This window comes from Rhodococcus sp. NPDC019050 (genome assembly GCF_055664235.1).
Window position 1 is genome coordinate 1 of the sequence record NZ_JBVOON010000007.1, and the last position, 26,363, is coordinate 26,363.

Sequence of the window (26,363 nt, forward strand, 5' to 3'; positions counted from 1 at the left end):
GCTGCCCCACCCCCGCGGCGCCGGCCCTCGTGCCGTCTCTTTGGAGGGCCTCCATGCCCCAGCTCCGAGCCCGCCCCCGCGCCCCCCCCCCCCCCGGCGCCCCCCCCCCCCGCGCCGCCCCCCCCCCCCCCCCCCCCCCCCCCCCCCCCGACGCCATAGGAAAAACCTATGGAGAGCCGGGGCACGCGCTTCCCCGCAATTCATTTGTCGGATGTCACGATTCCCTGTCCGGTAGTCGATGCAGGGCCCACAGGACTTCGAGGACTCCCACCGTCGGCCGAGGCCGATGGCACACTGCGGCACAGTCCGATCCGATCATGTTCCGAAGGGATTCGAATGAGCGCTGCACGACGGACAGCGGCCTCGGCCCTGGTCGCGGCCACCGTCACATTGGGAGTTTCGACAGGCCAGGCGAGCGCCGTCCCTGCCGTCGACACCGTCGTGAACGGGATTCTGTCCGTGACTCCGCTGTGTCAGGGGACGATCGACGAGTTGATCATCGTCTGCACCGAACTGGAGCAACTGACTCCGCGATTTCCGGTGATGCTCGATCTGAATCCGGTCGGCACTCACCTCGTTGTTCTCGGCGCGGGACTGACCGAGGACGGAAAGATCCGGCCGGTACTGGAACAGCGTCTCGAGGCTGCTCTCGCGGCGGCGCACCGCTACCCGGCGGCGCCGATCGTCGTTACCGGCGGCGTACCGCGCAACGGCGTCACCGAAGCCCAGGCGATGAAGGAATGGCTCGTCGCACGCGGCATTCATCCCGATCGGATCACCGAGGAAACTGCTTCGACGTCCACCGTGGAGAACGCACGTTTCACCAATGAGGTCCTTCTCAGGCGTGGCGCAACGGGTGCCGTCCTGGTCACCAACCGGGACCATCTCGAGCGGGCGATGGTCAACTTCCGGCAGGCCGTCGATGCTCGTATCCCGGTGGCGGGCATCGTCGCGGGGTGATGTGGTCAGGTTCTTACGGCTCCGAGTGCTGCCACCACCGTGCGCAGCAATTCCTCGTCGGTGGGGAGCGTGTCGGCTGCGAACCGCCAGTCGGTATTCGTCCACGGGTCGGCGAGGTGACCGTCCTCGGCCGCGGGCAGATGCTGCGACGCATCGCGCAAGAGGGCGTATGCGGGATTGTCCACGACTTTGTCGTCCGCGCCGGTGATGACGATCGAAATGTCCTGGGACGAACCCATTCTTGCCAGATGCACGACATTCACCAGATCGATGCTGCCGAACCCGTGCGGCAGGCCCGCCAGCACGATGACGCGGGGTTCGGGTCGGAGCGTCTCGGCGCCGGACGACAGTGCCAGGCCCGTGAGGTCCGCGGCTTCGGCGAGGCCCTTCAGTTTCGGTGCCACCCCGGCGTGGTCGTGAATGGGAGGGCCGGCAAGCATCGGCCGTGCCAGTTCGCCCAACGCGAGCAGCGATCCGGACGGATCGATGATGTCGAGGCGGGATCCGGGGCGCGCGGAGAGCAGTCGCAACGCCAGCGACGACGCGACCGCGCCGGCAACGGCGGCCTCACCGTCGATCCACAGCGGCCTACCGAGAGGAAGCGGTACGCACAGCGGTAACCGGAGCGCCCCGCGATCCGGCGCCGACAACTCGCCCACGCGCACACCGTCTCCCTGGACCAGCGTGCCGCGCCATGCGCCCGAGTGCCACGAGGCAAGCGACGCGGGCAGCACCGCATCGATCGTGTCGAGTTCGGCGGCGAGCGTCACGCTGTCGTCACGATGCCGGGACTCTGCTGCAACCACGAGTTCTTCGCAGCGCCGGTGTGCTTGTGCGCGGGCGGTTTCTGCCGCCCGGCCGGTCCGGGCGGAGGGGTCCGCCACCGCAGCCGACAACTCGTCGTCGAGCCGATGCTGCGCGTATTCGTGCGCAGCGACGTAGGCGGCGGCCGATCGGGAAGCGTCTTCGAAGATCCGCCACACCAGTTCGCAGGACGGAGGAAGTTCGGTTCCTGTCGTCGTCGGCAACGCATCCGCCTGTGCGGGAGCAACATCGGCGGACTCGTCGACCGCGACGCCGTGCGCGGTGAACATCTCCGCGAGTCCACCGGCATAACCCGCACCGAGCGCGCGAATCTTCCAGTTTCCGTTGCGGCGGTAGATCTCCCAGCACAGCAGTGCGGATTCTGTGCCCGTCGCGGGTGTGATGTGGAAGGACGCAAGAGGTGTTCCGTCGGTGTCACACAGCGTGGTCGATACAGAAGTCGTCGACGCTGCTCCCACGGCGCACAGCACTCGCGCGCCCGGTCGCAGGGCGTCCGGCTCGAGGACGATGGTCTCGCCCTCGGTCCGGACGCCCGCCGTGGCCGGCTGGTTGTAGAAAACCACGTCGTCCGAGGTCGCGACCTGCAGGAGGTCGTCCACCACGAATGCGCACAGGTCGAGCGGAACCTGCGCGGACGCGGCGAAACGCAGCGTGCGGACCGTCAGCGGGGCGTTCTGCCCCGCCGAGAACTCATGCGTCATCCGCGCTACGTAGCCAGGAACCGGCCCAGCTGGGGGGCGGCCTCACCTGGATGCTTGGCCTGGATGCCCTCGCCGATCGCCTGCAACTTCCACGCGCTGCCCTCGCGGTAGACCTTCGCCATCACCATGCCGGTGAACGGCATACCGCCCTGCATGGTGTACCGGGCGAGTTCGGCGTTGGTGGTGCCGTCGACGAGGCGGCAGAACGCGTTCTGCACCTGCTCGAAGGAGTGGCCCTTGTACGAGGTGACCACGAACATCACCGTGGTGATGTGCGGCGGGATGCGCGTGAGGTCGACGAGTACGACCTCGTCGTCGCCCGCACCTTCACCGGTGAGGTTGTCGCCCTGATGCTGGACCGACCCGTCCTTCGACTGCAACTGGCCGTAGTAGGCGACGTCGACGATGTTGTGGTCGGCGAACATGACAGCGGACGCGTCCAGGTCGATATCGGCTGAGCGGTTTCCGAACAGACCACGCTTTTCGACCGGATCCCAGCCCAGGCCCATGCGCAGATAGGTCAGTGCGACGCCGCCGTCCTTACGGAGCGTCACCTTCTGGCCCTTGACGAGGCTCACGGGCCGGTTCTTCGTCAGGCTCACCTCGGCCGGCTGTGCGGGTGCGGCCGGCGCCGGGGGCGCGTACTGCTGCTGCGGAGGTGCCGGGGGCGCGTACTGCTGCTGCGGCGGGGGCGGAGGAGTGTGCTGCTGCTGCGGCGGCGGGGTCTGGGCGGCTGCCGGCGCGGGTGCGTCGTCGACCGACACGCCGTGATCAGTCACCAGCGCCGCGAATCCGCCCGCGTAACCCTGGCCCACGGCGCGCACCTTCCACGCCCCCTGACGGCGGTACAACTCGAGTGCGATGACGATGGACTCGGTGGTCAGTCCCTCGATCCGGTACTCGAACAGGACGTTGCCCGCCGCGTCCGACACGCGGGCGGTAGGCGGCGCGAACCGGCCGAAGCTGCTGCTCGCATCGTCGAGGGTGATCACCGCGCGTACCTGGTCGATATCGGCGGGAACCTGCGGCAGTGACACGGCCAGCGAGGAGTTCTGTCCCGCCTGCCCGGGTACGAGACGCACCCCGGGCCCGACCGGCTGGTTGAAGAACACGAAGTCGGCGTCGGACCGAACCTTGCCGTCGGCCTTGACGAGCAGCGCCGAGAGATCGGCGGGCGTCGTGAGTTCGAGCGAAACGACGACGTCGGAGACGGTGAGCGGTCCGTTCTGACCCTTGGAGAGCGAAGTCGGCAAGAGATGTGTCCTCACTGTGTCGGCGACCGGGGTGGGCGGTCGCGTGCAGTTCTACTCTACGAAGCCCCTTCGACGCGGGCCGACCGGGCGAACCAGGAGAGGATCTCTTCGCCGGCCGCGATGCCCGAGTGCTCGGTCACCGAGAGGTTCGTGTGCTGCCATTCGAGCAGTTCGAGTTCGCCGTGACGTGGGCGGATCGCCGCGTCCGCGGCCATCAGCATCTCGGCGTCGAGCGCACCGTCGCCGGCCGCGAACACCGGGGCGTCCGCGTCGAGCACTCCCTCTTCGGCGAGCCTGCGGTGCACCTCGGCCACGGCATGGGACTTACAGACGCTGTCGGGCATCGTGTAGATCTTGCGGCCCTGCTGCGAAACGTTCCATCCGCGGCTGTGGCACCAGGCCTGCCAATCCTCGAGGAACCCGGCCGGTTGTGCGGCGACGTCGACGACCAGATAGCAGAACAACTCGTCGGCGATCCGGAACTTCGACACCCAGCTTTCGGAGATACGGCGGCGCAGTTCGGCGGTGACCTCGTCGAGCCCGGCGCCTCCCTCACGCACCGCAACCTCCACGTGCCGGCGCCACTGATCGTCGAGTTCCCCGTCGGCCAGCAGTGCGCCGCCGTTGCTGGTGATGGCGTACCGCCATGGGCCACCGGGCAGATCGATGCGACGGAACTGCTCTGGCGTTCGGGTGGTGGTGGGAACCACGGTGTGCGCGGAGGTGAGGTCTTCGAGTTGCCTGGCGGCGGTCTCGGTGACGTACGACAGCGGTGCGCCCTCGTAGTACTCGATGCACCGCAGGTTTCCCGCCGAATACTGCGTGCCGGTCATCGCCGCGCGCGAATAGATGAGGGTGCGGTCGAGGTCGGTGGCGATCAATGCTGCTGTCACGGTAGGTCCTTGATCAGTCCCATACACGAATACGCGAGGTCGGGAATCTCTTCGACGGGAACGCCGCGGGCGGCGGCGAGCATCCGGATGTGCGCGTGCTCGTCGGCGGTGATGTCGCGTACCAGGATCTTCCACGGCACGCGGCGCAGCAGGACCCGGGTGGTCTCACCGACGCCGGGCTTGACGAAGTTGATACTGGAGATGCCGTACCGCACGCGGATACGCTCCACGGATTCCCAACCCGCCCAGGTAGGTTCACGATCGGAGTCGAGCAGCGCTCGCGCGGTCTCCGCTGCCGATTCGCGATCTCCGAATTCGGCGGACACCGTATCGAGCAGGAGATTCGAGACGTCGTCACCGGCAAGTTCGGCGTAGAACTTCGCACCGTGGAATTCGCCGGGACCGATCCAGGTGTCGTTCAGTACCGTGCGCGACACCAGACCCGACACCGTCGAGTTCAGGCACGCCGACGCGATGAGGAAGTCGTCGCGGGTGCCGTAGGTACGCACGCAATGCCCCGGGTCGGCCAGCACGGCGAGATCGTCCGACAAGGCGGGTCCTCCGGCGGCGGCGTACTCCGACAGCGCGGCCGACAGTTCCCGCGCGATCGCGCCCTTGCCGGTCCAGCCGTCCACGAACACGACGGATCGAGGGTCGTGGTGATCGGTGATGTAATCCAGGGCGGCAGAGTCGATTCCACGTCCACGCACGATGGACACGGCGTAATGGGGCAGGGACAACCCGTGGTGCCTCTGCGCCCAGCGGCGGATCATGATCCCGACCGGCGTACCCGCGCGTGCCAGCGACACGAGGGTGAGGTCCGTTCCCCGTTCGGCGATCAGGAGTTCGGTCAACGCGCCCACCGCGTGTGCGAGCCGTCCCGCGGTGGAGGCCAGCGCCTTGTCGAACAACTCCCGGTACGGAGCATCGGGTTGGTATTCGACCGGCAGCGACTCCGCGTAGTGCGCGAGCCCGGCCTGGATCCGGGCCTCACGCTCTGCGATGTCGCCCTCGAGATCGACGTGCGAAAGGTCCTTGAGGAGCCAGGTCACCTCGTCCGGGGCGTACGACCCGAAGTCGGGCCCGGTCAGCGGCGTGGTCATGATGTCTCCCTCGAGGCGCGCAGTGCGGTCGGATCGGTGGCCGGCACGATCGCGACCAGGACGTCCTCGCCGGCAGCGGTCAGGACGTCGAGTACCCCGCCGTCCGCACGCAGACGGTCGGTGTCGGCCGGAGAATCGATCACCAGGATCAACTCCGGTCGTTCGTCGGAGGGTTCGGGCCACCGCGCGTTGTAAAGGTACCGGGCGGCCTCGGCCTCGTGCTCGGCCGGGATCTGTTCCGGCGCAACGAAAGAGAACCCGCGTCGCAACGGGTAACCCGGAACGTCCCGGACGAACGCGGGTGACCGTGTGGTGGTCTGAAATCTGGTCGCGGTGCCGTGATCGGTGAGCGCGTGCGCGAGCCGCAACGGCATGTACATGAGTTCCTCGTGGCCGACCACGATCGCCGGGCGCGCCGAGTCCCGAACGGAGTCGATCGACTCCGCGGCCCGGGTGATCGCGGAGTCGTATGCCGCGAAGTCCGCGCGCAGCACGCCGTGGCGCCCGCCGTCGGGAACGTCCGACGGCCACGGCACGGCGACGAACCGAACCGAACCACGCTGGGGTGCCACAGGCTCGAGATCGGGCGCAGGAAGCGCGGTGACGCGATCGGTCAGATCGGCGGGCAGGACGGTATGCCCCTGCGCGAGAGATACGTGCTCGATCGTCGCGCCGAGTTCTCGCTCGGCTTCCGAGGTGATGCGACGGTGTTCGTCCCCACGCATGTCCACCAGTGAGGCGATCACGTACCGGTCGCGGGGGTGAGACCGATGAAGCGCACGAATTGCGTCGATCGCGGTTGCGCCGGTGGAGATTTCGTCGTCGACGAGGACCATCGGTGCGTCGTTCGCGAAGAGAGCGTGGGAAGTCGGCTGGAGCAGATGCGATGTCGCGTGCGAATGCCCTTCCTCGAATCCCGCGAACACCTCTGCGCCGGGCACGCGACGGCGCGTCGAATGCAGGTAACACCCGGCACCCAATGCCTCTGCGACGCAGTGGCCCAGACCGGTGGCGGTTTCGGCGAATCCCAGAACGAGGGCTTCCGGTGCGGCATCTCCGAGCAGGTCGGCGACGAGTTGCCCCAGTTGACGTCCGGCGCCCAGCACGACTGCGGGATCGGTGGGAATGTGTTTCCCGAGCACCGTCGACACCAGCAGGTGCGCGCGGCGCGGGTTCCGTCGCAGTCCGGGCTGCACGAGTTCCGGGACGGTGTAACCGGTAGATGTGCTGCGATGTTCGAGACAGAGCCCGAATTCCTCGGTAGCCCAGAAGGTCTGGAGGATGTCGGTCATCGGTCCACCAGCGCAGTCAGCAGGTCGACGAATGTGACGCCCTTGTTGGTGACACCGAACACGGACGCGCGCACCAACGTCTGCTGCGCCCAGGTGCGGTGCGGACGCCGCTCGTTCATCTTGTTGCCGTATCCGGACGCGCGCACTCCGCCGGTGTCGCGATCGAGAATGTCTGTGGCGTCGTGGAACTCTTCGTGCGTGACGGCCGACAACGCATGGACTGCCGCGACGTGGGACGGGTGGATGACCGTCTTGCCCTGGATGCCGTTCGCGCGATCCAGTGCAATCTCCCGCAGGAGTCCGTCGAGGTCCCGGCTGACGAGTTGTTGCCGGAACAGCACCGCGTCCTGTTCCTCGAACGGTGTCGCCCGCAGCATCGGTCGGAACATGCGTTCGTGATCGGCGAAGTACTCCCATACCGGACCGGTGATGACGAACCCGGTGCCGTCGGTGCGGCCGAGGTGATTGACGATGTCGGCGATCACGTCCACGACGACACGCACGTCGTAGATCGTCAGATCGCGGTCGCGGCGGATACCGAAGGTCGCGCACATGTCGGTCGCGCCGATCCGGACGGCCAGGATTCGTTCTCGATGATCTGCGAGGAGACGGGCGATCGCACGCAATTCGTCGTCGCGGGTTTCGCGATGCACCACGGCCGCCGACTCGATGACAGGCATCGCATACAGGTTGCGCCCGATCCGGTCGGATGCTGCGGCGAGGGCCTCGAGGAAAGCGGCTCCGGTCTCGGCACCGAACTTGGGGAGTACGAAGCCGGTGAGCACGTTGCGGCCGGAACCGAGCATCGCGGTGAGCCGGTCGATCCCGTCGGGTGTGCGGACGCGGACGAACAGCATCATCGTGGCTTCCTCGCGGAGAGCGAGTTCGTCGAGGGTCGCGACGGCATTGCGTAGACCGTCCTCCACCTCGTCGTCGGCCACGGCGTCTTCGAGATCGAGCACCATCGACGTCACGCCTTCGGCGGCGCGGCGTACGACGGTCGCGGTGAGGTCGTGGCGCGTCGCGGGCACGTACAGGGTCGCGCCCAGGGCCATCGCGAGTCGCTCGCGAGCGTCGGCGTGACCGAAGGGCTGAGGGGGATGCAGGAACAGGCGGTTCACCGTGTCCCGGTCCAGCTGTCGGAAGTGCTGCATCACGCGCACATCGCTGAAGGTCGCCCCGGTCATCTGTCGGTGTTCCGTCCTCTCATTCGATTCACCACTCCCGTGATGAACGTCGATACCGCGTCCAGGTCTTTGACGTAGGCCCAGTAGTCGGGGTGTACGCCTGCCAGCGCATCGACTGCCCTGTCGATCCGATCGAGCTGGGCGTCGAGGACGGACCCCCATTCTGCTGTGAGCCCGCGCTGTACCGCGAGGTGTTGTGCGTCACGCAGGCGAAAGCGCACGTCACGGACCTTCTTGTCCGGATCCTGCTTGACGGCTCGCAACGTCGAGAGGCGTTCGGTGACGGCGTCGACCAGTTCCTCGGCCCGCGCGAGTTCGCCGCGCACCACCCCGGCCTGGGCGAGTGCTTCCTCCGGTCGCCCTGCGGCAAGAGCTTCCTGCGCCGCGGCGAGTTCCTCGGCTGCGCGTTCGAGCAGGTTCGACGCCTGTCGCGCATTGCCGGACAGGTCCGCCGAACTGGCGGCATTGAACTCGCGCAGCAACGCGGAATACGCCGGCTCGAGTCCTTCCGAGCGGGTGCGCGCGGCACCGAGCCGGGTCTTGACGGACGCCAGGGTGTTGCGTGCCTCATTCCGGCGTCCCGGGGCTTCCGCGAGTGCCTGTCGCAGAGCTGCGGTCGCCTCCTCCACCTGAAGGGCGGCAGTGCGCACCGCCCCCGCACCCACCGCGACGTCGAGGTTGCGGAGAGCCCGCTGCAGCGCGTCGGCGTCGGTACGGACCGACGGATACTCGGTGAACGTGCTGTTTTCGGGCAGACCCAGAGTCGCCAGAGCGGCGCGTGCGTCGGTGCTGACCCGGTGCGCGAGCTGGGGCACCGTCTGGGCGACGGTCATTGCGTGCTCGAGGTGACCCTGGTTGCTCTCGTAGAAACGGTCGAGGGTCTTCGTCGCGTCGGCGATCTGGTGGATTACGTGTTCGTAGTCCGGGGCGGGGGCCAGCTCTTGTTCCGGTTCGGTGCGTGCCAGCTGCAGATAGGCTTCTGCCGCGCGGTAGCACTTCTGCCGGATCGGCTCCCATTGGCGCAGCAGGCCTCGTTCCGGAGCGATCTCGTGTGACGCGGTGACGCCTGCCTCCGCGATGGACTGGCGCTTGTCCATGTCGAGGAACGCGGCCACCATCGCGTCATGGGCGCGGAGGGCCGCAGGATCATCGGTGCGCCCGCCGCCGAAGAGGCGGCGCGTCCATCGGCTCGCCACAAGACCGAATGGTACTGGTCGCCCGGCCCGCGCCTGCCGACTCGACTCCCGGGGCTCCGTACAGCGGCCTCGGCACGGTATTCCCCGAGTGACCCGGCACGGAGTCGGCATAGTGGGTAGGGGCGCACCTCACAGAGACCTATTACTGTGGGGGCATACGCGCACAATGGGCGTGCCCTCCCGGTACGTCGACCGTAGGAACGATCGAAAGGACCCCGCATGGGCGTCAGCTTGACCAAGGGTGGAAACGTTTCGCTTACGAAGGAAGCGCCGAACCTCACGGCAGTGGCCGTCGGCCTCGGCTGGGACGTGCGTACCACGACCGGCACCGACTTCGACCTCGACGCCAGTGCGATCGCTACCGGTGCCGACAAGAAGGTCGTCTCCGACCAGCACTTCATCTTCTTCAACAACATGAAGTCGCCCGACGGCTCGATCGAGCACCTCGGCGACAACCGCACCGGTGAGGGCGAGGGCGACGACGAGGTCATCAACGTCGACCTGTCCGCCGTTCCGACGACTATCGAGTCGATCTTCTTCCCCGTCTCGATCTACGACGGTGAGACCCGCAGCCAGTCGTTCGGCCAGGTGCGCAACGCGTACATCCGCGTCGTCGACCGCGCCAACGGCACCGAGTTGGCCCGTTACGACCTCTCCGAGGATGCGTCCACCGAGACCGCCATGGTCTTCGGCGAGATGTACCGCAACGGTGCCGAGTGGAAGTTCCGGGCCATCGGCCAGGGCTACGCCTCGGGCCTGTCCGGCATCGCGCGTGATTACGGTGTCAACGTCTAAACAGAACGTGTCGTGATCCGGTCCCGGCCGAGTGCCGGGGCCGGATCGGCGCTCTCCGGAGCCTGCAGTAACCACCCTGCACCGCCCCTGACTCCTACTCAGAAAGGCCACGCTTCGTGGTTCTGCGAATATTCGGTCCGTCGCTGGCCGTCACTGTCATCTCGTTGGTGGTGGCGTTCCTCTACGGCGGCCCTCAGGCTCTGTTCCTCTGTGTAATCCTCGGCATCCTCGAAGTCTCGCTCTCGTTCGACAACGCGGTCATCAACGCGACCGTCCTGCGACGGATGAGCGAGTTCTGGCAGAAGATCTTCCTCACCATCGGCATCCTCATCGCCGTGTTCGGCATGCGTCTGCTGTTCCCGCTGATCATCGTGTGGGTTGCGTCGGGCCTCGGCCCGGTCGCGGCACTCGACCTGGCGCTCAATCCGCCGGCCGACGGGGCCGCGTACTTCCCCGACGGCAGCGCGAGCTACGAGACGCTGATCACCGACGCGCATCCGCAGATCGCTGCGTTCGGCGGCATGTTCCTGCTCATGCTGTTCCTGCACTTCATGCTCGAGGACCGTGAGATCAAGTGGTTGCGGTGGCTCGAAGTGCCTCTCGCGAAGGCCGGCAAGCTCGATCAACTCGAGGTTGTCGTCGCCACCGCGCTGCTGCTGATCACCGCCACCGTCATCGCACCCGACGACAAGGTCTCGACGGTGATGATCGCCGGTGCGCTCGGCATGATCACCTACATCGCGGTCAACGGCCTCGGTGAGATGTTCCATATGCCCGAAGAGGACGAAGAACCCTCGCGTGGACCGTCCGGGCTGGCGAAGGCAACGGGCAAGGCCGGCTTCTTCCTTTTCCTCTACCTCGAAGTGCTCGACGCATCGTTCTCGTTCGACGGTGTCATCGGCGCGTTCGCGATCACGTCCGATCCGATCATCATCGCTCTGGGTCTCGGTTTCATCGGCGCGATGTTCGTCCGGTCGATCACGATCTACCTCGTCCGCAAGGGCACGCTCAGCGATTACGTCTACCTCGAGCACGGCGCCCACTGGGCGATCGGCGCGCTGGCGCTGATCCTGCTGTACTCGATCGGTACGCACGTTCCCGAGGTGATCACCGGCCTGGTCGGTATCGCTCTGATCGGCGCGGCATTCGCTTCGAGCGTCTACCGCAACCGCAACATCAAGAAGGCGGACGCAGTCGAAGAAGTGTCCGCCTGACAAGTACGACCGTGAGATCCACAGCGATGGGAGCCTTCTGCCCGAATCTCGGGACGGGGGCTCCCATCGCTTTTTCGTACCCACCCGGGTCTCGCATCCCACCCCTCCGACGAAAGGCAACCGAATGGCCATCGACTACAACAAGAAGCCCGAAGAGAGCGCGGGAGGCGTGAACCTCAGCAAGATCAACCTCACGAAGGAGTCGCCCACCGTCAGCCTGTCGAAGGGCGGGTCGGGCAAGGGGATCACCCGCGTGAACCTCGACTGGTCGCGCGGACAGCAGAAGAAGGGTTTCCTCGCGAAGCTGACCGGAGCAAGCAACGGAGTCGACCTCGACCTCGGTTGCCTCTTCGAACTCGCCGACGGTTCCAAGGGTGTCATCCAGGCCCTCGGCAACAGCTTCGGATCGCTGAACACCCCGCCCTACATCCACCTCGACGGCGACGACCGCACCGGGCAGGTGGCCGGCGGCGAGAACATGCACATCAACTTCGAACGTCCCGAGTTGTTCAAGCGTGTACTGATCTTCGCGATGATCTACGAGGGCGCTGCCAACTGGGCCGCCGTCGACGGAGTCGTAACGCTCTCGCCGCCGTCCGGACCTCAGATCGAAGTCCGCCTCGATTCCCCCAACAGCGGCGCTCGCATCTGCGCGATCGCGATGATCGAGAGCACCGGGCAGGGCGTGACGGTGAAGCGGTTGGTGGAGTACATCGACGGCAGTCAGTCCGACCTCGACCGCAAGTACGGGTGGGGAATGAAGTGGCAGGCCGGGCGTAAATAGCAGGTCGGCGCGGGTGTGAGCCGGGTGTGGCCACGTAGGCGTGGCCGCGCCCGGCAATTCTTCGACCACCCGCCCACTTGGGTTCTGTCACACTGGACGGAGCACCAAACGCTGCGCTGTGAGGAGTGATCCGATGCGGGACGAGCAACGACGTGAGTACGACGAGCAGGATCTGCGCGTCGGAGAGCACAAGAACAGCGCCGCGGGCGTCACGGGCGTCGCGGTCGCGCTGAAACGCTCGTTGCGCGAAATGGGCATAGTGCGCTCGGCCGAGACCCTGCTCCAGCTCAACCAGGAGGAGGGCTTCGACTGCATGAGCTGCGCGTGGCCCGACCCGGAGCCAGGACATCGGAAGACCGCGGAGTTCTGCGAGAACGGCGCCAAGGCGGTTGCCGAGGAAGCCACCCGCGACCGCGTGACCCCGGAATTCTTCGCGCGACACAGCATCGCGGACCTCGACAGCCACAGTGAACTCTGGCTCGGCAAGCAGGGGCGCATCACACATCCGATGGTCAAACGCCCGGGCGCCACCCACTACACCCCGATCGAGTGGGACGAGGCATTCGCACTGATCGGTGAGCAACTGCGCTCGCTCGACAGCCCCGACGAAGCGCTCTTCTACACCTCCGGCCGGGCGTCGAACGAGGCTGCGTTCGCGTACCAGTTGTTCGCCCGTGCCTTCGGAACCAACAACCTGCCCGACTGCTCGAACATGTGCCACGAGTCCACGAGCATCGCCTTGCAGGAGTCGATCGGCATCGGCAAGGCCAGCGTCACGCTCGACGACGTCCACCACGCCGAACTGATCGTTCTCCAGGGCCAGAACCCCGGCACCAACCACCCGCGCATGCTCACCGCCCTCGAGGAAGCCAAGCGCAACGGCGCGAAGATCCTCGCGATCAATCCGCTTCGCGAGGCGGGTCTCGTCAACTTCCGCAATCCGCAGACTCCGCGCGGCGTCGTCGGGCACGGCACAGATCTCGCCGACCTGCACCTGCCGATCGCGGTGAACGGCGACCTCGCGCTGATGCAGGCCATCGCGTCGTTGCTCGTCGAGTGGGATGCGATCGACCACGATTTCGTGCGGGAGTACACCGCCGGATTCGACGACTGGAAGCAGCATGTCCAGAACGTCGACTGGGACGAGGTCATCGCAGCGACCGGGTTGTCGCGGCAACTGATCACCGAAGCGGCCCAGATGTTGCGGCAGTCCAAAGCAACGGTGTTCTGCTGGGCGATGGGCGTGACGCAGCATCGCAACGCCGTGGCGACCATCAAGGAAATCTGCAACGTCGCGTTCGCGCAGGGGAACATCGGGCGACCCGGGGCCGGGCTGATGCCCGTACGTGGCCATTCCAATGTGCAGGGCGATCGCACCATGGGCATCTGGGAGCGGCCGCCGCAGCACTTCCTCGACGCGCTCGAGAAGGAATTCGGATTCGACCCGCCGCGCGAATACGGTTTCGACACGGTCGATTCCATCCGCGCGATGCGGGACGGCAAGGCGAAGTTCTTCCTCGGACTGGGCGGCAACTTCGTGCAATCCGCCCCCGACACCGTGGTCACGTCCGAAGCGATGTCCGGTATCGACATGACCGTCCACATCTCCACCAAGCTCAACCGGTCACATCTGGTGTGCGGAGACACCGCGCTCATCCTGCCGACGCTCGGACGCACCGAGAAGGACGTGCAGGCGTCGGGTCACCAGTTCGTCTCCGTCGAGGACACGGAATGCTCGGTGCACGCCTCCCGTGGCCCGCTCGAGCCGGCCAGTGAGCATGTCCGGTCGGAGGTTTCGATCATCACGAGTATCGCCGAGGCGACGATCGGAGACCGCTACGGCATCGACTGGAAGGGAATGCGCGACGACTACGCGAACATCCGCACGCACATCGCGAGAGTGGTTCCCGGTTGCGAGGGTTACGAAGTCAACGTCCGGCGACCCGGAGGATTCATCCTTCCGCATCCGCCCCGCGACACGAGGACCTTCCAAACCGAGTCCGGCAAAGCGGAATTCGCGGTGTCGCCTATCGAGGTCGTCCAGGTTCCCTCCGGGCACCTCCTGCTGCAGACCCTGCGCAGTCACGACCAGTTCAACACCACGATCTACGGGCTGAGCGACCGGTATCGCGGCATCGAGGGTGGTCGTCGCGTGGTTTTCATGCATCGCGAGGACATCGCCGCCGCCGGCCTCGATCCCGGCGACATCGTCGACCTGTTCACCCGGTGGGACGGTGACGAACGGGTGCGGTGTGCCCACCGGTTCCGCGTTGTGGAATACGACGTGCCGAGGGGATCCGCAGCGGCCTACTACCCGGAGACGAACCCGCTGGTTCCTCTCGATTCCACTGCGCTCGAGAGCAATTGCCCGACCTACAAGTCGGTCGTCATCTCGATTGCGCCTACGGGCACACGCAGCAGTGAATGCCCCGACGTGTGCAGCACGCAAGAGATCGGGTCCGACTGGTCGCACAAGACGAGTCCCCAGCCGGAGCATCTGTCCTGACGTCGGTCGTGCTCGGAGAATCAGGTGTTCAGAGGATCCCCTCGCGGAGGAGCGTCTCCGCGTCCGCGAACGCGCGGGCCCGCCGTCGGATGGTCGGCGGGCCGGGAGAATTCCCGTTCCACTGATCGAACAGGGTATTCGTGCTGAGCACGATCCGTTCCGGCGATTCCCAATCGCGCCACTGCTGGAATTCTGGGCTGCGCACGAGTTCTCGCGCGGCTTGTAGAGGTGGGAGTCCGGCTCTGAAACGGTCCTTGGCCGCGTCGTTCACCCACACCCAGTAGTCACGCAAGGCGCGGATCTCGGCAGGGCCGCACACGGGTCCGTGGCCCGGGACGTAGGTCGCGGCATCCCACGACAGCAATCGGTCCAGCGCGGAGAACCAGTTCTCGATCGGTCCGTGCCAGAGGATCGGCGTCGAGCCGATGAAGAGCAGATCGCCTGCGAACACCACGCCGGCGTCGGGAACGTACGCGACGAGGTCGCCCGCGGTATGGCACGGGCCGAGTTGTTCGAGTTCTACTCGGCGGCTGCCGATTTCCACGATGTCGTGTGTGTCGAACGTGCGGTCGGGTAGTCGCGGTGTCCGGCGGGGGAAGCGCGCGCCCCCGCGCACTCGAGCCATATACGCGCCTGCCGCGCCGACAGGCCCCGGAAGCTTTCCGAGCAGACCGCCGGTCGCTGCGAGTGCGGCGAGCGCCGCAGGCGGGAGATCTTCGTGCATAGCCGCCAGCGCGGCACGGCTTGTCGTGATGCGTGCAGTCGACGGGAGTGTGTCGTTGCCCCACCAATGATCACCGTCGCTGTGGGTGTTGACGGCCTCGGTGATCGGGGCGTCGGCGACGAGAGATTGCTGCACGTCCGCTATTCGCTTCGCCCACGCTGTGTCCCAGACGGTGTCGACGACCATCGATGCCGTGCCCGGCGCCACGATCAGCCCGGTGTTGGCTTCGCCCCATCCGCCCGACGGACGCACGAAAGCCCATACCCCGTCACCGATCTGTGTGAGCCCACTCATCATCGCCTCCTGTATCGCCCCGCGAGTTTCGCGCCAGGCTACGCGACGGGTGCCGCGGCGTTTCGACGCGGAACTGCACGGGTAAGCGATCGGAACCGACGACCCGGCCGCCGCTTACGACGAGGAACGCAATCGACAGGAGTCACACCGACATGAAGCTCACCACCGTTCTGTCCACAGCCGCAGCCACCACCGTCACCGCGGTCGTCGGTTCCATCGCTTCACGCGAAACCGGTTCGAGGTGGTACCGCAAACTGCGGAAGCCCGGTATTCAGCCTCCCGCTGTGGCATTCCCGGTGGTGTGGACCGCGCTCTATGCGGATATTGCGGCGACGTCGGCGGTGGCGATCGACTCGCTGACCGAACGGGGTGACCACGACGGTCGGCGCAAGTACATCACCGCTCTGGGCGTCAACCTGGTGCTCAATGCGTCGTGGTCGTGGGTTTTCTTCGCATGGCACCGACTCGTTCCGGCGACGATAGTGGCTGCCGCCCTCGCAGCCAGTTCGGCCGACCTCACCCGCCGCACCGCGGCAGCGAATCCGGTCGCGGGTGCGGCGCTTGCGCCGTACGCCGGGTGGACGGGTTTCGCGACAGTGCTGTCCGGACGGATCACGCAGCTCAATCGCTGATCTTTCTCATGCACCCGGCGGATGGGCCCGCGCGAGGCGGCCACCCGCGTGGGCGATGATGGAACCATGCTCGAAACATCGGTGATCATCGGGATCGGCTCCATCTGCATCGGCTTCGTCTTCTTCCTCCTTGCGGCGACGGGTGCCAGATCGCGCTGGGACAGGAAGGTCACCATCACGCTGTTCGTGATCGCGATCGTTTTCATGACGATCATCCCGGTGATCGGCGCCGTCGGCTTCGCCGCCTGAAAGACTTCTGTACCGAATCCGGACCCACGCGGGGATTCAGGACCGAAGCCGACCGCAATCGTTTCTACCGTGGCAGCATCGACGGATCGGGAACGAGGAGTGGTCATGGAGCAGAACGCAGTCACCGGTGAACACGCGGACATCCTCGAGATGCTGGCCGAGCAGCGCGAGATGTTTCTCATCACCGTCCGCGGAATCGACGACGAGCAGGCGCGCACGCGCTCGACCGTGAGCGATCTGACGCTGGGCGGCCTCGTCAAGCACGTGGCGAACACCGAGCGGGGCTGGATCGAGACCATCCGTGAGATGGACGAAAACGCCGAGGTCACGGACATGGATGCGCAGATGGAGCAGTACTACATGCGCGACGACGAGAGCATCGCCGACTTGATCGAGACCTATCGGGCGGTCGCGGCTGCGACCGAGGAGTACGTCGCGACGCTCGACCTGAACCAGCAGGTGCCGCTCCCGATTGCTCCGTGGACGCCGACGCGGGAATGGATGAGCGCCCGCAAGATCCTCATCCACATCATCCGCGAGACCGCCCACCACAGCGGACACGCCGACATCATTCGCGAATCACTGGACGGTGCCAACACGACGAGGCAGCGCGGTGAGGCTGCGGGCATGGAGTTCGACTGAACCCGTTTCGACCGAAATCTCCAGAGGGGAACGATGACCGAAACGTTCGAGGAAGCACTGGCGGAGCGGTTGTCGACGATCTTCGGAGCCGAATGCGTCTTCACCGGCGTCGCCCGCCTGACGGGTGGAGCGAGCCGCGAGACGTGGTCGCTGACGACGAAGTCCGATCCTGCGGTGCCACCCGAGCTGATCGTACGCCGCGACCCGCCGGGACGTGAGGAACCCGGCCGGATGTCCATGGAGGCAGCAGCTTTCGTGGAGGCCGGCAGAGTGGGAGTGCCCGTGCCGGTGATCGTCGACAGCAGCGGCACCGAGCCGGTGCCCGGCGTCGGCACGTATCTGGTGATGGCACGGCTTCCCGGCGAGGCGCTGCCCCAGCGACTGCTTCGCGACGAGCGACTCGGTTCCGTGCGAGCGCGTTTGCCGTACGACCTCGGGCGCACGCTCGGCAAACTGCACCGGATGGATCCGGCGGCCGTACCCGGACTCCCGGACTATGATCCGGTGGAGTTTCTCCGCGAGGAGTACACCCGAACAGGCGGTCCGTTGCCCGCTCTGGAGGCCGCCTTCTCGTGGCTGGCCGAGAACCGTCCGCCGTCCTCGCGAAAGGCGTTCGTGCACGGCGACTTCCGCAACGGCAACATCCTCGTCGACGAAATGGGCATCCGCGGTGTGCTCGACTGGGAGTTGGCGCACCTGGGTGACCCGATGGAAGATCTCGGCTGGCTCTGCACCAAGACGTGGCGCTTCGGGTCGCCGCACCCCGTCGGAGGGTTCGGGTCCCGGGAAGACCTCTTCCTGGGTTACGCCGACGAATGCGGTGTGGCTCCCGACCCGCACGTCGTGCACTGGTGGGAGGTCTTCGGTTCGCTGCGCTGGGCGGTCATCTGCCGGATGCAGGCGATGCGGGCGGGTGAAGACGGGGACAACACCCTCGAGTTGCTGGCGATCGGTCGCCGCGTCGCGGAATGCGAGCACGATCTACTCGATCTGCTCGGTGTCCCGGCAAAGCCGGGCACCCCCGCCACCGAGGACGAGCGGGGTCCGGAAGACGAGTTGTTCGGAACTCCACGCGCCGGTGAATTGCTGCGAGCGGTCCGGGAATTCGTTGTAGAGGCTGCGGCTGGGGCCGACCCCCGCACCGCCTATCGAGCGCGTGTCGCAGCCCATGTCCTCGGTATCGCGGCACGCGAATCCGAGGTCGGCTACGCGGTGCGAGAAGAGTTGCAGACGAAGCTCGCTTCCCTCGGGTACCGCTCGGAAGCCGAACTCGCGCTCGGCCTGCGCGCCGGCGAGGTGGCCGTCGGAGAGGCGCCGGTCGGGAGCGTGGTCCGGGCTCTCGCCGCCACGCGCCTGAACGTCGCCAACCCCCGGTACTGAGCATCGGTGCGGTGGCTTCCTGCGCACTTGTGGCGGGCGACCGGGCGCTCGGGCATAGGCTTGTCCGGTACCGATCCTCACCTCGAGAAAGGTTCGATTGTGCCCAAGCCTCCGGTTCCTGCGGCCGTCGCCGAGTTCCTTGCTCAGCCCAACTACGCCACCATCGCCTCGCTGCGTGCCGACGGGCAGCCGGTTTCGGTGCCCACCTGGTACATGTACGAGAACGGACGCATTCTCGTGAACATGGACGAGGGACGAAAGCGCCTCGAATATCTGCGCAACGACCCACGGGTGAGCCTGTCCGCGATGGATCCCCAGGACTGGATCACCCACGTCAGCATCCAGGGCCGGGTGGTGGAATTCGTCGACGATCCGGACCTGACCGACATCGACCGCATCTCGGTGCACTACACCGGCAACCCCTACCACCAGCGCGACCGGCGACGGGTGAGCGCGTGGATCGAGATCGACCGCTGGCACGCGTGGGGGCGGCTCGCAAACGCCTGATCGGCACTATCGGTTGGCAGAGGCTACCCGCACTGCCGGAGGTTACTTCTCGCAGGCGATGCCGTCCCCGTCCCTGTCCAAGCGAGTTGAATACCCGGGTTCGCCTCTGTAGAGGGGAGCGGCACCGGCTGTCTTTGCCTCAGTGCAGTTCGAGTACGACACGATCGGCTCCGGTGGAGCTGGTGGAGGCGTGTACTCCGTCGTGCGCGGAGGTGCCTCTCGCGTCGCCGGGGGCGGGGTGTACGCGGGAGCAGGCGGTGGCGTGTATTCCGTTGTCGTGCTGGTTGTCGTTTCGATCCGAGGGACCAACGGCACCGGGGCCGGAGCCTCGGAGGTCGTTGTCGGTGCCGGCGTAGTGGTGCGGAGACTTGTGGTCGTGGTGGGTTGCGCCGTTGTGGTGGTCGGAGCCGCCGAAGTGGTCGTAGTAGCCACGACGGAAGACGAATCAGGCGTTGGCTCTTCCTCACCTATAGCGGCTCCGAGGGCCAGCAGTCCCACGAACCCGGCGCCGACAACCCACGGCCACTTCCGGCGCTTCTTTTCATCGCCAGTCGACGGGCTGTCTCCTGGGTTCACAGCACCGAAGACCTGGGTAGGAGTATCGCTACCCTTCGGCCTGGTCTGCTCGGTCCACCCGTCACCGTCCCAATAACGATCGATCGAGGGGTCGAAGGGGTCGGGATGCCAACCGGCAGGAGGATTCATGGCCCATCCGTTCTGAGGAAGTATGTTCCGTCAGGACGTCGGGAATACCGATCGGTTTGTTACAGCCGAATCATTCGGGTGTGGGCTGGGTCGGCCGTCACACGATGCCGACGCGCTTCGCGGAACTGCGCACCTGGAACGCCATCACGATGAGCAGCACGCCGAAGAGGATCGCGTAGACGCCTACGAGGAAGATCAGGCTCAGGATGCCCTCGCCGGGGAAGATGAGCAGGATCAGGCCGAACAGCACGGCGAGCGCTCCCGCGACCACCGCCCACACCCATCCGGAATCCGGGACCTTCCGGAACCGCAGGCCGCCCACAATGCCGGTGATTCCGTAGAGGATTGCGTAGAACGCGATCACATACAGCAGTGCGAGTGCCGTGATGCCGGGCCAGGCGAGCGCCAGGATGCCGGCGACGACGGACACCACACCCATTGCGAGCCACCACCCCCACCCTTCGAGCGACGTCCGGTCGCGTATCGCATGGGCGGCGAGCACGATGCCGTCGACGATCGCATAGATCGCGAAGACGATCACCAGCGCCCAGACCGTGATGTCGGGCCAGGCGAGCGCGACGATGCCGAAGAGCACGGCGAGGATGCCTCGTATCAGCACCACCCACCAGATTTGCTTGAACAGCGACCTGAACGGGTCGGAGGGTGAGACAGGGTTCGTGGACATGGAAACTCCTCGTCGTGACACCTCGGAAGCCATGATCTTGGTGTGCCCAGAATAGGCCCGGTGACGTGCCTGTGACCTGTAAACGGCGCCTGCCCCGTCTCCTGGAGCGCGGCACCCGTCTGCGTGTGGATCGGCGGTGTCGTGAAAACTGGGTGCGGCGAGATGCGCCGGCCCCGCTCGGCGGGCCTGCGACGGAAAGTGAGGCGAATACCGTGTGGCCCGACCACTGGCCGAAGACGACTCGGCAGATCGCGTCTGCGACCGATGCCGCGCTCGTCGCTGCGCGCAACGGATCGAGCGACGACTTCGGCGACGCGCTCGACGATCTCACCGGCTTGCCGTACGAGACGGTGACCGCCGTCCATGCCGGCATGGTGCGCGACCTGTTCGAAGAGCTTCATCCCGACGGGCTGACCGGCGAGGATGTGCAGGCCGTTCTCACGCGGGCGGTACGCGACGGTCTGCGGTGGCTTCCGTCGATGCAGCCGGACGCGGTGGTCGCGGTGATCACCGCGACACTCGGTGTCCAGGACACCGAGGCGACCGGCCCCCGGATCACTCCTGATCAGTACCTCACCGCAGGGTTGCTGGTCCTCGCGGATCTTCTCGCCGCGCGGAAGGCCGCCCCCGCCGCCTATCTGCGCCGGGCGATCGCGGAGATCGAACGGTCGGAAACGATGGAGATGCCGTAACCCTCCCCGATCATGAGAACATCTGATCCTCGACGTTGCGGGTGATGCGACGCAGCAGGTCGGTCAGCACGTCGAGTTCCTCCCCGCTCAGTCCCTCGAGCATGAGTTTCTCGCTCCGGAGCCGCCGGGGTAGTTCGGTCTCGACCAGCGCCCGGCCCGCGTCGGTGAGCGAAAGCAGCACGACGCGGGCGTCACGCTCGAGCCGGAGGCGTTCGACCAGCCCCATTTTCGCGAGACGTTCGGTGTGCTTGGTGGTGGAAGCGCCGGAAATGCCGGTGACAGAGGTCACTTCGCTGGCTCGCAGAGGATGGGGGCTCCGAGCGAGCGCGCTGAGTACCTCGAACTCGGTACGCCCGATGCCGGACGGTTCGAGCTCGCGGTCGAGGCGGGAGAGGGCGAGAGCCCCGATGCGCGTGATGCGGCCGATGACGTCGATGGGCGCCACGTCGAGGTCGGGGTACCGGTCTTCCCACGCGCGACGGACACGATCGACGTAGTCGGGACGGTCGGGGGGCGTGGGCATATGCGCATTCTAGCGTCGGCCGGAAATCACTTCATAGATAATTTACCCATGAAGTATTAGAATGGTGTGAATGCAGCGCTCCCTCCCCGGCACGAACGAAAGTCGCCTGCAGCATTCGGCACGCGCCCTCGCCCATTCCGTCTCGCCCACCGTGTGGCGCGACGTGCTCGAGATGCGCCGCGCCGACCCGACTGTCGCAGTCGCCATCCGCGTCGGCCTGGCGACGCTGATCGCTCTCGTCGGCGGTGGCCTCCTCGGGTACACCGAAGTGGCGGGGTTCGCTGCTCTCGGTGCGCTGTGCTGCGCCTTTCTCCGTCACGAGCCGTACCGGCGGATGGCAGGAAAACTGGCATGTGTCGGGGCGTGTGTCGTCGCCTATACGTTCATCGGCGCGACACTCGGCGCGCTCGGATTCTCGATATGGCTGCAGATCCCCGTGCTGTCGGTGGCTGCCGGCCTGGCATTCCTGTTGCTCTCGGCATTCCGGATAACCGGACCCGGGCCCGTGATCCTGATCTTCGCCGCGGCCGGCGCCGCGGGGTTCGCCGACACCGCGTCCGACGTACGACTCGCCACCGCCGCTGCTGCGGTGGGTGCCGCCGTCGGCTGGATCGTCGCTCTGCTTCCGGCCGTGGGGCACCCCCACGGCCCGGCGCGCGTCGCCGTGGCCCGTGTGCTCGCAGCCACGTCGTCACTCGAGACCGAAGGTGAGGCCGCCGTCCCCGCTGCCCGCTCGGCGGTCGCCCGTGCGCGAGAGGTGATTGCCCTCGGCCGCCGTGATTCGCACTCCGCCGAGTTGCTCGCGCTCGTCGATGCCGCGGAGTCGGTTATCGACCGCGGCTCCCACGACACCTCCGACGATCACCGCGCCGACTTTCTCCGTTTCGAGGCGGAACTGCGGAAGGTGCGCCGCAACATCGATATTCCCCGCGTCGACACCGCCACCGCTCCCGTTCTGGAGCGTCCCCGGAGCTTCGTCCACGAGGGTGTTCCGCTGTTGCGGGACCGAGCGCTGCTAGTCGGCTCGGGTCGTGTCCTGATGGCCTCGGCAGTCGCCGGATGTTTCGCTGCGGCAATCGGATTACAGCATCCGCTGTGGGCCACGATGGGTGCGATGGCCGCCCTGCAGGGGGCGAACTACCGGCACACCGTCGCCCGTGCGTTCCAGCGTCTTCTGGGAAACGTCGTCGGGGCGCTGATCGCGGCGGCGGTCCTGGTCCTCGATCTCGGCTACTGGCCGTTGGTGGCGGTGATCGTGCTGCTCCAGACGATCACCGAACTGTATGTCACGCGCAATTACGCGATCGCCAGCGTCTTCGTCACGGCAATGGCGCTGCTGCTCACCGGAATCGGTGAGCCTCTCGGCGCCGACATCGCTCTCAGCCGCGTCGGGGACACGCTGATCGGTGTCGTCGTGGGCGTCGTCGTCGCCGCGGTGACGATCCACCGCGGCGACCGACATCACCTGTAGTCCTGAACTCAGGAGTGCGCGGCCTCGAACCGTTCGAGGATGTGAGACGGGATCCGGCCCCGCGAACTGACGTCGAATCCTTCGTTGCGCGCCCAGTGCCGGATGGCGGCAAGTTGTTCAGGGGAACGGGTGGACGGAATGGTCTTGCGCTTGCGCGCCGCCCGCGGCCGGGCCGGCTTGATCACACGTTCCGTGACATCGGTGCGCGCCGGGGGCGTGCGTGTGCCCGGGGGCTTTTTCAGCCACGGACGTAGGACGGCCCAGAACTTGTCCGCGTTGGCCGGTCGGAGGTCGATTTCATACTCGACGTCGTCCACGGCGATCCGAAACGATTGCGCCAGACCATCGGCGATGGGTTGACCGTCGATGTCGTCGAAATACTCGACGCGCACTTTCTGCGCCACGCTATTCTCCTTGTCCCCGAAATGTTGCAAATGGGACGCTAGTTGTTGCTCCGGGGTACGTTCAAGTCGCGCACATAAATTGCGACCCGATCGATGAAATGATCGAAGAAGATCTCCGGTTCCGTCCCGACCACGATGTCGGCGTCGGGTTCTCGTCCCCAGATTCCCGACCAGTCGGCGACCGTCGTCCCCCGGGTGATTCGCCCGTCGAGTTCGACATCGACCGTCGCGGAACGTGTCACATACGGAACGGTGCCGAGCGCGACCGCTGCCGCGAACGGGTCGTGCACATGGGCGAGGAACCCCAGGTTCTGGTCCCGGTGGAACTCCATGTAGAACCGCAGCATGTCGGACAGGTGCCGCACCACCGGCACAGAGGCCTGCGACCGGCGACCACGGGGATCGTCCGCCGACAATTCTTCCGTGGGAACGCTTCCCGCGAGTTCGGCGATCCGCGTCACGTGTGCCGGACGCATCTCGATCGTCTCGGTGGTATCCAACGGGCAGAGCAATGGGCGCCGGTCTGGATCGAGATCGGCAAACGCATCGAACACCACCTTCGCCGCCTCCGGATCGACTGCCACATTCCACTCCGACGTGGGGGTGGTGTTGCCCGGATGGTTGAAGCACCCGCCCATCACCACCAGTCGCCGGAGGCGGGTGAGAACGCCGGGATCGAGACGCAGGGCCAGGGCGAGATTGGTCAGTGGTCCTGTGACCAGACCGGTCAATTCGCCGGGACGTTCGCGGGTCAGTTCGACCCATGCTTCGGCGGCAGTGCGCGTGGACGGCGCGCGCGACGGCGTGGGCAACTCCGCGTACCCCACACCGCGTGCGCCGTGCGTGTCCTCCGTCGTCATCAACGGCGCGACGAGAGGCACCGCCGAACCGTTTGCCACCTCGATATCGGGCCGGTCGCACACCTCCAGCCACGCAAGGGTATTCGTGGTCACCTGCGCGACCGGAACATTGCCGGCAGTGCACAGCACCGCGGCGATTTCGGCCTCGGGACTCGCCAGCAGGTAGAGCAGGGCGAGAGCATCGTCGATGCCGGTATCGACGTCGACGATCATCGGGGTGGGGTCCGTGGCCGGTCCGGGTCGGTGTGCGTGCACGGTCCCATCTTCACCCATTGCCAGGGGCGCAGGTAGCAGGGGCATCCCCGGTGAACGGGCTCACACAGGCGCTTGCGACAATCCGAGAATGTCCCAGCGCCCGGAACGTGGATTCTTCACCGAAGCCGACGGTATCTATACGCCGACGAAATACGCGGTCAGTCCGTGGTCGGACACGATGCTCAACGGACCGTGTGTGAGCGGGCTCGTCGCACGGGAACTCGAGAATGCCCACGCGCCGGAAGGATTCGTCCCGGCCCGCTTCACACTCGATCTGTTCGCACCGGTCCGCAACGAGACGATCACCTTCACCACCACCCGGGTTCGGGACGGTAACCGGATCCGGGTTGCCGATGCGAGCCTCATCCAGGACGGGAAGGTCTCGGCACGGGCCACCGTGGTGTACCTGCGGCGGTCGGCGCAGCCCCCGGGCTCCGTCTGGACCCGCGACGAGCATCCCGCGCCGCCCCCGGAAGTTCTCGATTCCCCTCCGGCGACGGATGCCTTCTCCTGGTACAGCAGCGACGGCCGATGGTCGCGAGGTAGGTCGGAGCACCAGAACGCCGGCCGTAAACGCTTGTGGACGAGGCAACTTCCGGTGATCGTCGGGGAGGAGCAGTCGCCGTTCGTCAACACCGCGATGGTGGGTGAGGGTACGAGTTTCGTGACCAACTGGGGCGACAAGGGAGTGGGCTTCATCAACGCGGACGTGACGCTCGCATTGTCGCGGTTGCCCGAAGGCCTCGAGGTGGGCGTGGAGGCGGACAACCACATCGCCACCGACGGTGTCGCGGTGGGTACGGCCGTGCTGTTCGACAGGCACGGTCCGTTCGGAACCGGCACGGTCACCGCGCTGGCCAACGCGCACCGGCAGGTCGACTTCGGCTGAACCCGTTTTCGCCGATCCGCGCTGGTACTTCGATCCGGCACCACGTACTTCGTTTCGGGAGCACGCCCACCGTTAGCATCGGAACCATGCGTGTGCGGCGGATCGTCGACCTGAGTCATGTCGTGTCGCCCGATACCCAGGTGTATCCGGGTGATCCGCAACCCGTCTTCACCCCGCACGCCACCATCGGCAGCGACGGTTACAACCTGCTGCACATCGAAATGGGTTCACAGACCGGCACCCACCTCGACGCAGCCCGGCACATCCGCGACGACGGCGAATCCGTCGACCGCCTGGCACCGGGGCGTCTCGTCGGACGCGGTGTCGTGCTCGAGGCGCGCGACGCAGGCCCGCGGTCGCTACTGACGCCCGAGCGCTGGGAGGAGATCGATCTCGGACCCGGCGACATTGCGCTCGTACATACCGGCTGGTCCGTAAACTTCGGCACGGACGTCTATTTCGACCACCCGGCACTGAGCGTCGACGCGTGCCGATGGTTGCTCGATCGGGGCGTCGGCACCATCGGTATCGACGCACCGAGCGTCGATCGCACCGGCGACGACGCACTGCCGGCCCATCATGTACTCGCCCGCGCCGGTGCGGTGATCTGTGAAAACCTGTGCAACCTCGCCGCGATCGATTTCCCCGATCCGCTCGTCAGCCTCCTGCCGATACCGTTCGCGGGCGGCGACGGTGCCCCCGTCCGCGGGGTCGCGATGCAACTCGAGGCGTGAGCGCGCGG

At 66.4% G+C, this 26,363-nt stretch carries 27 protein-coding genes; 14 read left to right on the top strand and 13 right to left on the bottom strand.

The window, feature by feature from the left end; all coding sequences use genetic code 11:
* Nucleotides 1-336: 336 nt before the first annotated feature.
* A complete protein-coding gene (locus AC0B44_RS09790; RefSeq protein WP_471902708.1) occupies nucleotides 337-960 on the top strand; it encodes a YdcF family protein in 624 nt (207 codons plus the stop codon).
* A 5-nt stretch (nucleotides 961-965) separates the two neighbouring features.
* Here the strand turns inward: AC0B44_RS09790 and AC0B44_RS09795 are convergent, their stop codons facing one another.
* Genes AC0B44_RS09795 through AC0B44_RS09825 form a run of 7 tightly spaced genes read right to left on the bottom strand, consistent with a single transcriptional unit; the run spans nucleotide 966 to nucleotide 9,332 of the window.
* On the bottom strand, nucleotides 966-2,486 hold the full coding sequence (locus AC0B44_RS09795; RefSeq protein ID WP_471902709.1) for a TerD family protein: 1,521 nt from the start codon (nucleotides 2,484-2,486) through the stop codon (nucleotides 966-968).
* A gap of 5 nt (nucleotides 2,487-2,491) precedes the next feature.
* On the bottom strand, nucleotides 2,492-3,739 hold the full coding sequence (locus AC0B44_RS09800) for a TerD family protein (protein WP_471902710.1): 1,248 nt from the start codon (nucleotides 3,737-3,739) through the stop codon (nucleotides 2,492-2,494).
* Between the two features lie 56 nt (nucleotides 3,740-3,795).
* Nucleotides 3,796-4,572, bottom strand: coding sequence for an HAD family hydrolase (locus AC0B44_RS09805; RefSeq protein ID WP_471902858.1), 777 nt, complete (start codon nucleotides 4,570-4,572; stop codon nucleotides 3,796-3,798).
* 56 nt (nucleotides 4,573-4,628) lie between these two features.
* Entirely contained in the window at nucleotides 4,629-5,735 is a 1,107-nt protein-coding gene (locus AC0B44_RS09810; RefSeq protein WP_471902711.1) for a cysteine protease StiP family protein, read from the bottom strand.
* Nucleotides 5,732-7,027 (bottom strand): phosphoribosyltransferase family protein, encoded by a 1,296-nt coding sequence (locus AC0B44_RS09815; RefSeq protein ID WP_471902712.1) that lies wholly within the window; start codon nucleotides 7,025-7,027, stop codon nucleotides 5,732-5,734. The genes AC0B44_RS09810 and AC0B44_RS09815 overlap by 4 nt, the downstream gene beginning before the upstream one ends.
* A complete protein-coding gene (locus tag AC0B44_RS09820; RefSeq protein WP_471902859.1) occupies nucleotides 7,024-8,181 on the bottom strand; it encodes an HpcH/HpaI aldolase/citrate lyase family protein in 1,158 nt (385 codons plus the stop codon). Before AC0B44_RS09820 ends, AC0B44_RS09815 begins: the two co-directional genes overlap by 4 nt.
* 29 nt (nucleotides 8,182-8,210) lie before the next feature.
* Nucleotides 8,211-9,332, bottom strand: a complete 1,122-nt coding sequence (locus AC0B44_RS09825) for a serine/threonine-protein kinase (protein WP_471902860.1) — start codon at nucleotides 9,330-9,332, stop codon at nucleotides 8,211-8,213.
* Nucleotides 9,333-9,629: 297 nt separating this feature from the next.
* Between AC0B44_RS09825 and AC0B44_RS09830 the strand changes: the two genes are divergently transcribed.
* From AC0B44_RS09830 to AC0B44_RS09845, 4 genes are all read left to right on the top strand, one after another.
* The gene (locus tag AC0B44_RS09830; RefSeq protein WP_471902713.1) at nucleotides 9,630-10,205 is read left to right on the top strand and encodes a TerD family protein; all 576 of its coding nucleotides are present in this window, start codon (nucleotides 9,630-9,632) and stop codon (nucleotides 10,203-10,205) included.
* A 116-nt stretch (nucleotides 10,206-10,321) separates the two neighbouring features.
* Entirely contained in the window at nucleotides 10,322-11,419 is a 1,098-nt protein-coding gene (locus tag AC0B44_RS09835; protein ID WP_471902714.1) for a DUF475 domain-containing protein, read from the top strand.
* A gap of 124 nt (nucleotides 11,420-11,543) precedes the next feature.
* Nucleotides 11,544-12,203: a TerD family protein gene (locus AC0B44_RS09840; protein WP_471902715.1), complete on the top strand. Its 660-nt coding sequence runs from the start codon at nucleotides 11,544-11,546 to the stop codon at nucleotides 12,201-12,203.
* Nucleotides 12,204-12,336: 133 nt separating this feature from the next.
* A complete protein-coding gene (locus AC0B44_RS09845; RefSeq protein ID WP_471902716.1) occupies nucleotides 12,337-14,709 on the top strand; it encodes an FdhF/YdeP family oxidoreductase in 2,373 nt (790 codons plus the stop codon).
* Nucleotides 14,710-14,737: 28 nt separating this feature from the next.
* Here AC0B44_RS09845 and AC0B44_RS09850 read toward each other — a convergent pair whose 3' ends face one another.
* Complete coding sequence (locus AC0B44_RS09850; protein WP_471902717.1) at nucleotides 14,738-15,727, bottom strand: MBL fold metallo-hydrolase; 990 nt, start codon at nucleotides 15,725-15,727, stop codon at nucleotides 14,738-14,740.
* A 152-nt stretch (nucleotides 15,728-15,879) separates the two neighbouring features.
* On the opposite strand from AC0B44_RS09850, the gene AC0B44_RS09855 reads away from it, so the two are divergent.
* The 5 genes from AC0B44_RS09855 (at nucleotide 15,880) to AC0B44_RS09875 (ending at nucleotide 19,137) form a co-directional block, all read left to right on the top strand.
* Nucleotides 15,880-16,359 carry a TspO/MBR family protein gene (locus tag AC0B44_RS09855; RefSeq protein ID WP_471902718.1) on the top strand — a complete coding sequence of 160 codons (480 nt, stop codon included), beginning with the start codon at nucleotides 15,880-15,882 and terminating at the stop codon, nucleotides 16,357-16,359.
* Nucleotides 16,360-16,425: 66 nt separating this feature from the next.
* Nucleotides 16,426-16,608, top strand: a complete 183-nt coding sequence (locus tag AC0B44_RS09860) for a hypothetical protein (RefSeq protein ID WP_072700725.1) — start codon at nucleotides 16,426-16,428, stop codon at nucleotides 16,606-16,608.
* A gap of 105 nt (nucleotides 16,609-16,713) precedes the next feature.
* On the top strand, nucleotides 16,714-17,250 hold the full coding sequence (locus AC0B44_RS09865) for a DinB family protein (protein WP_471902719.1): 537 nt from the start codon (nucleotides 16,714-16,716) through the stop codon (nucleotides 17,248-17,250).
* A 33-nt stretch (nucleotides 17,251-17,283) separates the two neighbouring features.
* Nucleotides 17,284-18,630, top strand: a complete 1,347-nt coding sequence (locus AC0B44_RS09870) for a phosphotransferase family protein (RefSeq protein WP_471902720.1) — start codon at nucleotides 17,284-17,286, stop codon at nucleotides 18,628-18,630.
* Nucleotides 18,631-18,729: 99 nt separating this feature from the next.
* The gene (locus tag AC0B44_RS09875) at nucleotides 18,730-19,137 is read left to right on the top strand and encodes a PPOX class F420-dependent oxidoreductase (protein WP_471902721.1); all 408 of its coding nucleotides are present in this window, start codon (nucleotides 18,730-18,732) and stop codon (nucleotides 19,135-19,137) included.
* 42 nt (nucleotides 19,138-19,179) lie between these two features.
* On the opposite strand, the gene AC0B44_RS09880 is transcribed toward AC0B44_RS09875, so the two are convergent.
* Both AC0B44_RS09880 and AC0B44_RS09885 read right to left on the bottom strand, forming a co-directional pair.
* Nucleotides 19,180-19,842, bottom strand: a complete 663-nt coding sequence (locus tag AC0B44_RS09880; RefSeq protein ID WP_471902722.1) for an excalibur calcium-binding domain-containing protein — start codon at nucleotides 19,840-19,842, stop codon at nucleotides 19,180-19,182.
* A 97-nt stretch (nucleotides 19,843-19,939) separates the two neighbouring features.
* Nucleotides 19,940-20,527: an HdeD family acid-resistance protein gene (locus AC0B44_RS09885; protein WP_471902723.1), complete on the bottom strand. Its 588-nt coding sequence runs from the start codon at nucleotides 20,525-20,527 to the stop codon at nucleotides 19,940-19,942.
* Nucleotides 20,528-20,739: 212 nt separating this feature from the next.
* Here AC0B44_RS09885 and AC0B44_RS09890 point away from each other — a divergent pair, with 212 nt between their 5' ends.
* Nucleotides 20,740-21,219 (top strand): hypothetical protein, encoded by a 480-nt coding sequence (locus AC0B44_RS09890; RefSeq protein ID WP_471902724.1) that lies wholly within the window; start codon nucleotides 20,740-20,742, stop codon nucleotides 21,217-21,219.
* Nucleotides 21,220-21,229: 10 nt separating this feature from the next.
* Here the strand turns inward: AC0B44_RS09890 and AC0B44_RS09895 are convergent, their stop codons facing one another.
* Nucleotides 21,230-21,742 carry a MarR family winged helix-turn-helix transcriptional regulator gene (locus AC0B44_RS09895; protein ID WP_471902725.1) on the bottom strand — a complete coding sequence of 171 codons (513 nt, stop codon included), beginning with the start codon at nucleotides 21,740-21,742 and terminating at the stop codon, nucleotides 21,230-21,232.
* A 70-nt stretch (nucleotides 21,743-21,812) separates the two neighbouring features.
* Here AC0B44_RS09895 and AC0B44_RS09900 point away from each other — a divergent pair, with 70 nt between their 5' ends.
* Nucleotides 21,813-23,213: an FUSC family protein gene (locus AC0B44_RS09900; RefSeq protein ID WP_471902726.1), complete on the top strand. Its 1,401-nt coding sequence runs from the start codon at nucleotides 21,813-21,815 to the stop codon at nucleotides 23,211-23,213.
* An 8-nt stretch (nucleotides 23,214-23,221) separates the two neighbouring features.
* On the opposite strand, the gene AC0B44_RS09905 is transcribed toward AC0B44_RS09900, so the two are convergent.
* Both AC0B44_RS09905 and AC0B44_RS09910 read right to left on the bottom strand, forming a co-directional pair.
* Nucleotides 23,222-23,617, bottom strand: coding sequence for a histone-like nucleoid-structuring protein Lsr2 (locus AC0B44_RS09905; protein WP_471902727.1), 396 nt, complete (start codon nucleotides 23,615-23,617; stop codon nucleotides 23,222-23,224).
* Between the two features lie 38 nt (nucleotides 23,618-23,655).
* A complete protein-coding gene (locus AC0B44_RS09910; RefSeq protein ID WP_471902861.1) occupies nucleotides 23,656-24,690 on the bottom strand; it encodes a nucleoside hydrolase in 1,035 nt (344 codons plus the stop codon).
* A 130-nt stretch (nucleotides 24,691-24,820) separates the two neighbouring features.
* Between AC0B44_RS09910 and AC0B44_RS09915 the strand changes: the two genes are divergently transcribed.
* The gene (locus AC0B44_RS09915; protein WP_471902728.1) at nucleotides 24,821-25,621 is read left to right on the top strand and encodes a thioesterase family protein; all 801 of its coding nucleotides are present in this window, start codon (nucleotides 24,821-24,823) and stop codon (nucleotides 25,619-25,621) included.
* Nucleotides 25,622-25,707: 86 nt separating this feature from the next.
* A complete protein-coding gene (locus AC0B44_RS09920) occupies nucleotides 25,708-26,355 on the top strand; it encodes a cyclase family protein (RefSeq protein WP_471902729.1) in 648 nt (215 codons plus the stop codon).
* The last annotated feature ends 8 nt before the right edge of the window (nucleotides 26,356-26,363 follow it).